This is a genomic window from Oceaniferula spumae, from assembly GCF_042849255.1.
Taxonomy (GTDB): domain Bacteria; phylum Verrucomicrobiota; class Verrucomicrobiia; order Verrucomicrobiales; family Akkermansiaceae; genus Oceaniferula; species Oceaniferula spumae.
In genome coordinates, this window is sequence record NZ_AP026866.1 from 632,177 (window position 1) to 644,991 (window position 12,815).

General features: G+C 51.0%; 10 protein-coding genes and 1 tRNA gene. 5 read left to right on the forward strand and 6 right to left on the reverse strand.

Annotation, left to right across the window (positions count from 1 at the left end; translation table 11 throughout):
• Entirely contained in the window at positions 1-2,109 is a 2,109-nt protein-coding gene (gene ppk1 / locus ACSPJT_RS02755) for a polyphosphate kinase 1 (RefSeq protein ID WP_435894842.1), read from the forward strand.
• Positions 2,110-2,184: 75 nt separating this feature from the next.
• Positions 2,185-2,259, forward strand: a tRNA-Val gene (locus ACSPJT_RS02760).
• Positions 2,260-2,301: 42 nt separating this feature from the next.
• On the opposite strand, the gene ACSPJT_RS02765 is transcribed toward ACSPJT_RS02760, so the two are convergent.
• From ACSPJT_RS02765 to ACSPJT_RS02775, 3 genes are all read right to left on the reverse strand, one after another.
• On the reverse strand, positions 2,302-3,567 hold the full coding sequence (locus ACSPJT_RS02765; RefSeq protein ID WP_435894843.1) for a tetratricopeptide repeat protein: 1,266 nt from the start codon (positions 3,565-3,567) through the stop codon (positions 2,302-2,304).
• Positions 3,568-3,792: 225 nt separating this feature from the next.
• Complete coding sequence (locus ACSPJT_RS02770) at positions 3,793-4,485, reverse strand: hypothetical protein (RefSeq protein ID WP_435894844.1); 693 nt, start codon at positions 4,483-4,485, stop codon at positions 3,793-3,795.
• A 92-nt stretch (positions 4,486-4,577) separates the two neighbouring features.
• Entirely contained in the window at positions 4,578-5,351 is a 774-nt protein-coding gene (locus ACSPJT_RS02775) for a YcbK family protein (protein ID WP_435894845.1), read from the reverse strand.
• Between the two features lie 130 nt (positions 5,352-5,481).
• Between ACSPJT_RS02775 and ACSPJT_RS02780 the strand changes: the two genes are divergently transcribed.
• A complete protein-coding gene (locus ACSPJT_RS02780; RefSeq protein ID WP_435894846.1) occupies positions 5,482-5,838 on the forward strand; it encodes a hypothetical protein in 357 nt (118 codons plus the stop codon).
• Here ACSPJT_RS02780 and ACSPJT_RS02785 read toward each other — a convergent pair.
• Positions 5,835-7,202, reverse strand: a complete 1,368-nt coding sequence (locus ACSPJT_RS02785) for a dicarboxylate/amino acid:cation symporter (protein WP_435894847.1) — start codon at positions 7,200-7,202, stop codon at positions 5,835-5,837. The two genes, ACSPJT_RS02780 and ACSPJT_RS02785, sit on opposite strands and share 4 nt — an antisense overlap.
• A 75-nt stretch (positions 7,203-7,277) precedes the next feature.
• Positions 7,278-9,203 (reverse strand): tetratricopeptide repeat protein, encoded by a 1,926-nt coding sequence (locus tag ACSPJT_RS02790; RefSeq protein ID WP_435894848.1) that lies wholly within the window; start codon positions 9,201-9,203, stop codon positions 7,278-7,280.
• A 116-nt stretch (positions 9,204-9,319) separates the two neighbouring features.
• Here ACSPJT_RS02790 and ACSPJT_RS02795 point away from each other — a divergent pair, with 116 nt between their 5' ends.
• Together ACSPJT_RS02795 and aroE are read left to right on the forward strand one after the other, a co-directional pair.
• Positions 9,320-10,648 (forward strand): glutamate--tRNA ligase, encoded by a 1,329-nt coding sequence (locus ACSPJT_RS02795; protein WP_435894849.1) that lies wholly within the window; start codon positions 9,320-9,322, stop codon positions 10,646-10,648.
• Positions 10,645-11,583 (forward strand): shikimate dehydrogenase, encoded by a 939-nt coding sequence (gene aroE, locus ACSPJT_RS02800; RefSeq protein WP_435894850.1) that lies wholly within the window; start codon positions 10,645-10,647, stop codon positions 11,581-11,583. Before ACSPJT_RS02795 ends, aroE begins: the two co-directional genes overlap by 4 nt.
• 5 nt (positions 11,584-11,588) lie before the next feature.
• On the opposite strand, the gene ACSPJT_RS02805 is transcribed toward aroE, so the two are convergent.
• Positions 11,589-12,815: an FmdB family zinc ribbon protein gene (locus tag ACSPJT_RS02805; protein WP_435894851.1), complete on the reverse strand. Its 1,227-nt coding sequence runs from the start codon at positions 12,813-12,815 to the stop codon at positions 11,589-11,591.

Genomic DNA, 12,815 nt, shown 5'->3' on the forward strand with positions numbered 1-12,815 from the left:
ATGTCATTTATCAACCGCGAAATCTCCTGGTTGGAGTTCAACCAGAGAGTGTTAGACGAAGCCTTGCGTCCCGACCTGCCACTTCTGGAGCGCCTTAAGTTCCTAGCCATCACTGGCTCTAACATGGACGAGTTTTTCCAAGTTCGGGTGGGAGGCTTGCATCTGATGCGTACGGGAGGATCCCGTAAACGCGGCATCTCAGGCCTGACTCCTTCTCAGCAGCTTGCAGCCATTCGCAAGCGAGCTAGAAAGATGACGGACGATCAATACAAGTTACTGATCGAAGAACTGCTTCCAGCCATGGCTGAAGAGGGATTCGTGCTTTCATCGTCATCCGATCTAACACCCAACCAACAAGACAGCCTAACCAGAAGATTCAAGAATTCCATCTTCCCGCTGCTCACCCCGCTTGCGTGCAGTGAGGAGGATGCTCCGCCATCGCTGCCTTCGATGCGTATTATCGTAGCTTGCGAGTTGATCACTGACGGCAGTAAAGAACCCCGTTTGGTACTTATACCGATCCCTGACACGCTCTCAAGGTTCATCCATATTCCACCCGCCGAAACCGCCAGCCCCAAAAAGCCCGTCGAGAATCTGATTCCCATTGAGGAAGTCATCGCGCTTTACGCCGGTGAACTGTTTCCGGATGAAAAAGTCCGCGCCACCCTGCCCTTCCGAATCACTCGTAACGGAGACATTGCAGTGCAGGAAGAAGACGCCATCGATCTGGCCGGTGAGATGGAGGAGGTTCTGGCAGCTAGAAAAACAAGCAACACGGTGCGCTTGGAATATCCTGAAAAAGGCCCCGTCAGACTGAAAAAAACCATCCGCACCATGCTCAAAGCTGGCACCTCGGAGATCTACACCACAGCCGGACCTCTGGCGCTGACCGATTTCATGTCGCTCGCGTTTTCAGCCGGTTACGATCACCTGCGCGACGAAGCGTGGGAGCCTCAGCCGTCGTCATCCATTGACCCTGGAGTCTCTATTTTTGAAACTCTCGCAGACCGCGACATCATGCTGAATCACCCTTATGAGAGTTTTGAGCCAGTGCTCCGCTTCATCGAAGAAGCTGCCGTTGATCCTGACACTATTGCAATCAAGCAAGTGCTCTACAGAACAGCCGCCGACTCCCGCATTATCAAAGCTCTACTTCGCGCTGCAGAAAATGGTAAACAAGTGACCGTACTCATCGAACTCAAGGCGCGGTTCGACGAAGCTCGAAACCTGATGCGCGCCGATGAACTTCAGCGCGCTGGAGTCCAGATCGTTTACGGTGTCAAAGGCCTGAAAACCCATGCCAAAATCGCTCTGGTGATCCGCAATGAAGACGGCCAGTTGAAACGCTACGTCCATCTCGGCACAGGCAACTACAATGAGTCGACTTCCAAACTCTACACGGACATCTCCTACCTAACAGCTCGACCCGCCTACGGAGCTGATGCCTCGCTTTTCTTCAATGCTGTCACCGGTCGGTCCAAGCTGACTCGGTTCAGCAAACTCGTGCCTGCACCCACCCACATGAAGCCGCGATTGTTAGAATTAATCGCAGCCGAGGGCAAACGCGCCAAAGCCGGAGAACCAGCGTCAATCACCGCCAAGATAAACTCCCTGCAAGATCAGGAAATCATCGAAGCCCTCTACCAGGCTTCGGCCGACGGAGTGGATATCAAGCTCAACGTGCGCGGTATTTGCTGCCTAAAAACCGGGAAACGAAAGCACGCTAAAAACATCCGAGTCGTCTCGGTGATTGATCGTTATCTCGAACACGCCCGCATCATTTCATTCCACCATGGCGGCAGCCCGCTAGTCTTCATCGCCTCTGCCGATTGGATGACACGCAATCTTGATAAACGCGTGGAACTGATGATTCCAATCGAAGACAAGGACAGTCGCAAACGCTTGCTCAATATCCTGGATGCCGCATTCAAGGACAACTGCAACGGATTTGAAATCCTCCCCGATGGAAGTTCGCAGCGAATCGAGCGCAGCAAGGGCAAAAAACGTTTCCGTATGCAAGAGCTTCTACAAGAACAAGCTCGCACTGCAGCGAAGGCCCGAGCGCACGAACGAAGCACCACTTTTGAGCCTCATACCCCAACAGAGTAAAAAAAGATTTGCCAAACCGACAGATTTCGTCCAATAAACGCCCGTCGTCAGCAACAATCCGTTGCCGAACAAAGTGCAGGAATAGCTCAGCGGTAGAGCATCTCGTTTACACCGAGGCGGTCGGGGGTTCAAATCCCTCTTCCTGTACCATCTCTTTCTAAGGCTCAGATTTATTTCTGAGCCTTTTCTTTTTCACTCTTCAGGCTGCTCAGCCGATGGTTCGAGTTCCTCTTCGTAGTATTCGATAAGTTCGCTTTTGGGGAACTCCTGTCTGAATTTTTCAAGGAACCATTTTGTTTCCTCGGTTTTTTCGATCATTATCAAATAGTCCATGACCACCTCATAGCTAAGCTCCGGATCCTTTGACTTTGAAATATATTTGATGACTTGATCAAACTCGGATTGTGGCAGAGCTGCTGCCAAGCTCGCCAAGCAGCCGGTTGCATTCGGATTGTCTTGGAGGCCTTTGCGTGCGTGTTCGGCCGTATTTTCGAGATCCCCTTTGCCGTAGTAGGCGTCCGCGACATCCTCATGTAAGCCTGAGTCCCAGCCTAACACCTTGGAATACTCCGCGTAGGACGCGATGGCATCATCCCAGCGTTCCAAACCCGCAAGACAGACCCCTTTGTTGTATGCCAAAACTGGCAAGTCAGATTTAATCGACTCCAGAACCTCGACCTGATCCAATGCCGCTTGATATTTTTCCTGAGTCACCAAGGAGCTGATGAGCAGGATTCTCGTGTAGGACTCAATTTCCGTAGGTAGGCCTTGATATTCCAAAAACTTCAGCACGGGCTCTTCCAAATCGATGAATGCGCCTATCAAGTCATCCGCGTCTCGTTCTTGAAACTGCCTGACGATCTTCATGAAGTCCTTCGTCCAAAACTCACGTTTTTTTCCTGGGGCTGGAATGAGCGTTCCTAACATAGTGGAGACCCGGATATTGGAATCAAAGTCCTCGTAGTCGTAAATCACCCAGTTATTTCTTTTATCCTTCAGGAGCCACCAACGCATTTTGCTATAGACCTCATATTCATCGTCCCAGAGCTTTGTGTATGCAATGAACTCGTTGTCTTTGACTATCTCGATTCTAACGACATCCACGTCGTCATAGGACATCAAGCCCGCAGACTGACTCAGGCTGTTTAGCACGCCTTTTTTGAAGCCTTTAATAAAAAGTGCTCGGTGACGGTCTGATTCGAATTCCAACGAGCAAGCACGTTCAGCGTAATTGAACATCTCCTCCGCCGATATCAGTCGTCCGATCTCTCCTCCGTGACCACTTTGAAATGCTTTCGCCAGTTTGGTGAAATGATTCTGAGCGATGTTATGAAACTTTAATTCCTCTCCAGGCTCTGGAGCAGAAACCGGCTCGCTAAATGCGGCCTTCATAGAGAGCTCCCGTTCATGCGCTGACTCATCCAAGACCGTCGAGACATTCTTGTCTTTCGTGGCCATGTAAATTCCTCCCAACCCACAAATCACAAGTGGAATGAGTATTAAAAGCAACCAATACCTCAGATTCATATCTGTTACGATGGCAGCTGCTTCATCGGATCGGCGATCAGAAAATGTGATAATTTTAGAGGCTTCATTTTCATCTCAAGGAATTCATTCGCCTCACAGAACGGTCGATTACCACCTCTTGAAAAGCGAAATGTTTTCACCGTCAGAGGACACACTTCATTTCCCGAGAGGAAGCAATGGTTCATCACCAGTATAGGTTCCTTTCACGCGTTGCTCCACCTCGGTAATATCCATGCCATTACCATCTTTTTCTTGGATGAATTTTTCATCATCGGTCAGCCTAACACAGAACCGTTTTTCTAATCTATCTTCATAAATGTCGTAACCGCCTCTGGGAATCAGGACACCTACTAAATAGCTACCCGAAGATGTTCCGTTAGGAAGATAGAGTATCGCATCGTCTGGCAGGCGGCCTTGGATGTTTCTGATGACTTTCGTCCTGCCGTCCTCCTCTCGACGAACTATGAAGACATTGGCAAACACCGACACATATGCCAGATCCAAGGCTTCGTCAAAATCAGGAACTACTTGGCCGCTTGACAATGCCTGTAATCTTCTCAATTGCGCGTTAAGTCTCTCATCCTCTTTCCTTAAATCATCAAGAACGCGCTGTGAATTGATCTCGGGTAGGTGAAAGAAACCGTCATTAGATGCGCTTCCATCTTCACCTGCAGATCCCCCTTTCTCTTCCTCGGTATCGTTTGAAACAATTTTCGTTCGTTCTGGCTCGGTAAACTCTGTGTCTCCGTCTGTTTCGTGACTAGAGTCCGTCTTTTGTCGTTCGCAAGCCGCCAAGCTTAACAAGAGCAACAGCACGGGTAGCATTTTCAAGGGGGCATTTTTCATCATCTTTCTGACTACACGATCACGTAGGAATCAGATTGAGGAGAAACCTCTTCGATTTCTATAAAGAATGTCGATTTTTTACACCATCCCTCCGATCAAACACCCCAAGTGGCATTTCGGCCACGGGTGTCGATGTGGATGAAGCTGTTGTAGAGGCCTACACCACCTTTGAAGAACCCTTCGTCGCGGAGTTTGCAGGCCATGTCGAAGGCATATTTGGGTGGGCAGGCATACATCAAATCCAGCGCGCGATTCTGGGTATGCTGTGAGTATTTGGCGGCTCCCGGACATAACGCGTTGTACTCTGGTGAGCGATATGCTGAGGCCACCGTTTCAAGACGGATACCAAGTCGCTCCCTGATTTCATTGGCAACCTTTGAGGTATGCAGCATATTACGCCAAAGTCGCTTTGGCGGAACACCACTGCAGACGCCGGAGCGGTATTTGAAATGAGGCTGGATAATTTCCTCTGGGCTCAGGTAAGGCAAGTTCTGTTGGGCAAGGTAATTGCTGTATGTTTTCACTTGCGGCAGATCTGGCAGTGGTCTCGGTCGATAGATCCGATCCTGCTCGATGACTGGAGCTTTTCGAGGCGGCATCGCTGGCGATAGACCTTCGCCAACCCCTTGCTGAATATTTGCCCCCAATCGCTCACCTTGGGTGACCAATTGATTCCAGATGTTTGTGAACTGAGTCTTATTTTTCAGTCCCAACCATGATGCCCCAACAGCTCCACTCATAAGCAGGCTGGAATTTTTAAGAAACGATCTTCGCTTAACTGAAGTGCCGCAGGCTGCAGGCAGCTCGCTTGGATATTCTGTATTGATCGTTCGTAACTCGTTGATTGTATGTGGGAGGTCGTTCATCATGGCTCGTTTAAATCTTTACTAAATTTAAGCGCTCCAAAAAGGAGCAGCCCGACAGCATACCATCAAAAACACTGATGCGCCAATTGAAACATCATTGTGCTCATCCGTAACTGTTGATAGGGTAACAAAGATGAATCGTCTTCCCCCCGCTTACAGTCCGGAATTCAAACAGCAGACCGAGGCAACACGTGCGCTCTGGAAATCCGCTTTGATCCCTTTGTTTACCCTCCTGGGCTTCATCATACTTTGGGGAATCATGGCAGCCACGGGCATGGATGATCCGAGCGGGCTGCTGACCACCATGCTCTGGGTTCAGGGAATTACCACGCTGATCTGCTGGGTGAGTTTCAGCGTCGTCATTAAAAAGCGACTTCGTGGCCCATCGATGGTGATCCTGATCATCTTTTTTCCGATCATTCAGATCTGCGTACAGTTCGCGGTATTTTTTGTCGGCTGCTTGGGCGTCATTAATACTACCGGCACCTAAGTGGTGGATGTTTCCCCTGCGATCGTCGTCGGGTCCAGAACGTTTTCGCCTTCGGAGCGAGCGATACAAACGGCGGCGCAGGAATCGCCGAAGACATTGACAGCGGTGCGGCTCATATCGAGCAGACGATCCACCGCTAACAGCGCGACCACAGCCATGTTTGCATTCGGAATCCCAGAGCTGTTCAGGATCAGCAAAATAGCAACCAAGCTGGCCGACGGCACACCGGCTACACCGATGCTGGTGAGCAAGGCGGTAACCACCACGGCTACCTGAGCCCCCATGCCCATTTCAAAGCCCATCACCTGAGCGACGAAGAGGACAGCGACACATTCATAGAGCGCTGTGCCGTCCATATTCACAGTGGCACCCAGTGGCAGGGTGAAACTTGAGACTCGCTTGGAAACTCCGGAGTTTTTCTGCACACAGTGCATGGTCTCCGGCAGTGTGGCAGATGATGATGCCGTTGAAAATGCGGTCAATAGGGCCATACGCATGGCGCTGAAATGAGCCCAGGGATTGACCCGCCCCACCACACGCAAGACTAACGGCATGACGATAAACATGTGAATGCCCAAGGCTAACAGCACGGTTAGAAAGTATTTTCCAAGACTGACGAATATCTCGGGTCCTGTTTTAAAGATTGTGGGTAGCAGCAAACCAAATACCCCGATGGGGGCAAACAGCATGATCCACTGAGTGACTCGTATCATCACATCGTTGATTCCCTGCACGGTGCCTAACAAGGGCCGCATGCTATCCATAGGTAGCCGGGTCATCGCCAACGCGAACAGCACTGAGAAAAAAATCATTCCCAGCAGCTGGCCGTTATCTGACGCTGCGCTGAAAACATTCGGTGGGATCATTTTTTTAAAGAGATCTGCATAGTCACCGGCTTTACGCTGACTGGCCTCTTCGACTTTGGCCTTTTCTGCCTCGCTGGCGCCTTCAGATTGAGTCTGCAGGGCTGCGAGGATTTTTTGATCGGCTTGACCATTGTCGAGACCGGGTTGGATGGTGTTCACCAGAATCAGGCCCGTTACGACTGCCAGAAATGAGGTTCCCATGTAGAAGCCGATAGTTTTCAACCCTAGACGACCAAAACCATCCATGCCACCCAGACCGGCAATGCCTGCGATGATCGAACTCGCGACCAAGGGCACGATGATCATTTTCAATGCCTGAATGAAAAGATTCCCGATGAATCCACAAACAGTGATCGTGTGTTGGATAAAGATAAACGCCTGTGAGTCATCGGCGACCGTCTTGCTGATATTCCGAAATACAATGGCGGTTCCAGTGGCCAGAATGAGAGCCAACAGAATCTGCCAATGAGCAGCTATCTTTTTCTTCGAACGCGTCATGCGCGCGATGCTAGTGGCTCAATCTCAAAAGAGAAACATTCAAAGATCACTTTCTTTCCTCTTTTCCTCGTGAACTTAGGTTCTACGTGAGACCTCAAGCAGAAAAACAATGCGTTGGCGTCCCGACGTCAGAGAGCGCACCCGCCGAAGGGCATGCTTCGGGCTAACATACCTGGCCCATGTGCGAGCAACGCTGTCCTCAGCGTCGCGGCGTAATTCAGCGGAAGATATGGAGAGGATGGATTGCTGTGCGGAGTCGATGTCGCGTTTACTGGCTAGGGTGCGGGCAAGGTTTTTGAACGCATTATCACGTAGTCTGGTGTCATTCATTTTTTCAACGAGTAGCAGAGACCGGCCTGAGTCGGCTCGCTCAGCGTAAGCGACTGCCATGCCTGCACGAATGTTGTCATAGTCACGGGGGGACGAAAGTGCCTGCGCTGCACGACCGGCACTTTCCAACAAGGCTAGACCTTGGCGGCCATTCCCCTGCTGTTGGCTGGCACGAGCCATCGACACTAATGCCATCGCTTTTTCTCTGGGAAAATCAATTTCCTGCAAGGTGTTGAAAGCGGTAACGTGATCGCCGTTTTGAGCCGCAGCCTTAGCGATGTCCATATAGGCTCGGTCTCTCTCGAGGTCTGAATCTATGCGGATGGCAACGTTGTGTGCTCGGCGTGACTCCCCACGCCCTGCGGTGACTCGTGAAACGCTGCGGAGTGCTCGTTCTCTAATGGCATCGACAGGAATGGCGTCCAGCTTTACCAGAGCCACACTTAAATCACCTGACTTCGCTTGCTCCACTGACAGACGCTCCAGAGCATAGGACCGCTCGCGACTATCCTTGATGCGAGTAGTGACAAATGCGCTCGTGGAAAATCGGCCCGTCTTCGCCAACTCATCGGACAAGCTTCGCAAAGAAGCGTCTGCAGTTCTGGGGTCATTGACTGAGAGCAGAGTCAACAGCCCTCCTTTGACGTCTCCGTTACGAGCACGTATCCTGGCGAGAGCGCTGAGTGCTGAATCTTTTACTTTCCCGTCCTCGATATAAACGATGGCGAGTTCGGCTTCGACAAAATCGTTGAGTCCTGCACGCTTCATCGCAATGCGGCGATACGCGTCATTCCGGCGTTTCGTCTCGACGATGAGTTCGGCCGTTCGCATCGCGACAGTTCCGCCTTCGTAAGATGCTTCGCCCTCGGCGATTGAAACCAGTGCTGCGTCACGATTTCCTTTGCTTTTAATCTGCCCTACCAGATTTTTCGCAATGTCCATCCGACCGTCTCGTGCTGCCCATGCTGCGACTTCGGACATCGCCTTTTCACGCTCCGCGGCATTTTGAATATTCTGAAGCGCAGCCATCGCGTCGTCATTATTGCGCTGGGCTAGCATCGCCTTCACAACGCTGCGAACGGCGGCCGACGTGTTGGTTATATCATCCGGATCGGTGGCCAGCTTTTCAGCGACTTGCAGTAACTCGCGTGCAGCTTCTTTATCTCCTCTGCGGAAATATTCGGAAGAAACAGAGATTAAATTCAGCCACGGCTTCTTACTGTGCATCGCGATCTTGAACGCCTCGCTCATGATTTGCTCACGTAGCAGATCATCCGGAGTTGATCGTATGGATTTGATTTTTGTGAGTGATGGTTTTCGAGCAGCGCCCGGAGCTGGAGAACTCTTCATGGCTACGATGCGTCTCGCTGCCTCATAGGAACGAACACGTTCTGCGACTGGAGAACTTGTGGCGGTATCGGAATCATCGGCCTCAGCGAGCGTGGATTCACTTGTCGTTTCGCCGATAGCAGAAGCCGAGCGGCTTGAAGACCTCAGCAGTTCCTTTCCAAAGACATCACAGCGTTTAGCCGAGCGAAGTTCACCATCGGTTAGAGTGTCATCATCACTAACAAACAGAGCCGCAGCTCCGAGATACAAGCCCCAGATGGCGACCAGAGTCACCCCGGCGGGAGCTAACCAGTGTTTCCATTGAAGATGAGGCGCAGTCATGAGGCTTAGTTACTGAGTGCGCAAAGTCCATTTTTCATTTTTGTTTGATTTAGTTAACTTTCTTTTATCATCGGTAGACACTTGCGCTGACCGGCCTGTGAGGCTAAACCCCGCGTGTGAAAGATTCTCAAGTGCGCACCCGATTTGCCCCCTCTCCTACCGGTTACCTTCATGTTGGCGGAGCCAGAACTGCTTTATTCAACTGGCTGTTAGCCAGGAAGCACGGAGGAACATTTATTCTTCGTGTGGAAGATACCGATGAAGCTCGTAACACGGAAGAAGCTCGGCAGGCTATTTTCGACGCCATGCTGTGGCTCGGTCTCGACTGGGATGAAGGCCCTCGCCCAGACGGAACAACTCTCGGAGAATATGGTCCGTATTACCAAAGTCAGCGTCAGGCATCTTATGACAAGTGGTTTGAAAAACTCCGTGAAAGTGATCGAGTCTATGAAGACGACGGAGCGTGGAGATTCAAATTCGAGCGCAAGCCGGTCACTATGCATGATTTGATTTGTGGTGAAGTCACTATCGATTACCGCGATGAATCTAACACACCTGACATGGTCGTGCGCCGTTCAGACGGATCTTACGTGTTCCATTTTGTCAATGTGGTTGACGACCTCGAAATGGATGTTACCCATGCGATCCGTGGGGAAGACCACCTGATGAATACGCCTAAGCACCTCCAGCTTTTTGAAGCATTCGGTGTAGAGCCTCCGCAATACGGCCACATCCCCTTGATCCTGAACATGGATGGATCAAAAATGGGCAAACGCGATCAGGGGGCATCTGTGGACGGCTACATCAAAGACGGCTATCTCCCTGAGGCAGTGTTTAATTTCCTCGCGCTGTTAGGCTGGTCACCAAAGGATGAGTCCGAGATTTTCTCCATCGCTGATATAGTGGATCGGTTTAGTCTCGAAGGCGTTAACCGGTCTCCTGCAAAGTTTGACTCCGAAAAATGCAGTTGGATTAATCAGCAGCACTTGATGCAATTGAGCCCTGCTGAGTTCTCAGACAAAGCCAAACCATATGTCGTCGAGGCTGGCTATGAGCTTCCCGATAACTATGACGCCATCGCTGCATCCGTGCAGGAGAAAGTTAAACTCCTCACCGAAGTTCCTGCGGCGATCGCTTTTTACCTTAACCCTGAATTTGATTACGATGCATCGGCTCTCGAAAAAGTGAGCGGTAACGATGCTGCCGCCGGTCTCTTGGAAAAACTTGCCGATGCATTTGAGTCGCTGAGCGACTGGTCTGCGGCTAAAGAAACCATCGGTGAAACAGCCAAGGCCAATGGAGCCAAACCCGGACAACTGATGTTCCCTACTCGCGTCGCACTTAGTGGACAAGCTGGGGGACCTGACCTCGGTGCTATTCTTGAAGTCCTCGGCAAAGAAGAATGTGTCCGTAGAATCAGACGCACTCTAACTCAACTGTCATGAAAGACGTCTATCAGATTTCCGATTTAGAAAGCCGCGACCTCCTTGACGAGGGCGCGGAAAAACCAGCCCGTCTGGCGGTGATCGGAAATCCGGTAGCTCACTCGGCATCCCCGGCCATGCACCAAGCGGCACTGGATGCCGGTGATATGGACATGCGCTACATACGTCTGGAAGTAGAACCAGGACAGGTAGCCGAGGCATTTTCGCGCATGGCAGAGCTGGGGTTCATCGGCTGCAATGTCACTGTGCCCCACAAACTAGAGGCGATGGAATGCTGCGATGAACATAGTGAAGACGCTCTCGCCATCGGGGTGGTAAACACCGTGCTATTTCCAAGCGAAAACAACTCAAAAACGATTGGTCACAATACAGACGGACCTGGACTCGCACGGGCGATCCGAGAAGAGTTCAGTGTCGATCTCGCCGACCTTCGCGTCATGATCGTTGGTGTAGGTGGTGGAGCTGGACGCGCCATCGCCACCCAGTGTGCCCGCTTGGGCTGCGAACAGCTGTGGCTGGTCAACCGGACATTGGAAAAGGCTGAAACTTTAGCAGAGGAACTTCACCAGTATTATGACCATGATGAGCATCTGCAGGGCCCCGGAGATCAACTCTGTGCCCTTGGTTCCGATGACGACGCATTGATTGAGGCTGCAGGACGCTGCGCTCTGATCATCAACGCCACAAGCTTGGGAATGCGATCCATTGATCCGTTGCCCCTGCCGCGTGCCTGCATCCAACCACACCACATGGTCTATGATGCCATTTACAAACCCGCGGAAACAGGTCTCCTTAAACAAGCGAAGAGTGTCAATGCCAGTGCAGCGAATGGGCTGTCGATGCTTCTCCATCAAGGGGTTTTTGCCTTTGAATTCTGGTTCCCTGGCCAGTCTCCTACAGAAGCAATGCGGCGCGGTCTGAGCAGCACACTGTAGGGTTCTTACTCGTTTTTTTCGGTAGTGGAAATCTCACTATCAGACTCGGTCACACCATCGCCATACCAATGATCGGCGAGGATTTCGAGTAGTTCAAAGGTCTCTTCCTTGTCCTCCTTTTTTAGCCTCAACTTCACCCGCACACGGTGGTAGCGAGGTTTATCGAACAACGATGTGGTGAAACCATAGGCATCCGTTTTCATGTCATCCTCGCGACTCACCATCTCGCGGATTTTAAGACCAAGCTCACTATCGACTGGCAACCTAACAGCAGGAGAAGGAACACTTCGGAATTCACCTTTGACATACATGTCGGGCTTGTAGAACACGATACTGATCTCTCCTTCATCGAACTCTTTGTTAGAATCCCTAACTCGCATGTACAAGCGGAACTCCCCTTCACTGCCATCGCTGGACGCCGGAAACAATGACCATGATCGATCATCGTAGCGGACCAGAGCTTCCCAATCGATTTTCCACTCATTGCCAACGCGGACAAAGATCACTTCAAACGTTTCCTTCTGCTGATTCACACAAATTGTGCCAATCGTCTGATGTTTGGTATTTTTCAGAAGTTCACCGCGGATCAGTTTCACCTGGCTACGGGTCGATGAAAAACTCGGGTTGCTCTGGTAATAGCGATTCATCACCGTCGTAAGTTTCACCCCTTGATAGACAAACTGTGCCTTACTCGCTGCGGAGGTAGCGTTCAGGAAGCTAGTGATGACTTCTTCGCATTCTGGTGCAGCTTGTTGAATGACAGCCTGGGCTTGTTTCATCTCCGCCTCTAGCTGCCGTTTCTTCAGCGCTTCTGTGAGTTCTGGTTTATTGCCAGTCTCATCCTCATCAGGGTTGAAATAATTGACCAAGCCAACCGTGAGCCCCATGAGGAGAACCCATACCCCTAACATGATCAGTAATTTTGAACTGCGCTTTTCTCTGCGCTTGGTTCGCTTGATACGATCGCTATTTTTTCCATCAGCATTGATGGTGGCTTCTCGGATCTTCCGAGCATCCTGAGTTTCACCGCTCTTGACCGGGTTTGAACTATGACCAGTCGCCAAGTTCGCAACGCTGGGCATGCCAGAGACTGACTTCTCGCTTAACGGGGATTCACCTGTGGGGGGCTTACCACACGATGGGCAAAGTTGGTCCTCAGGCTTTCGAATGGGAGCTTCAAATAGCTCATCACAATTCTTACAATGAAAATGTCCTTCGGTGAGTTTAGCCAT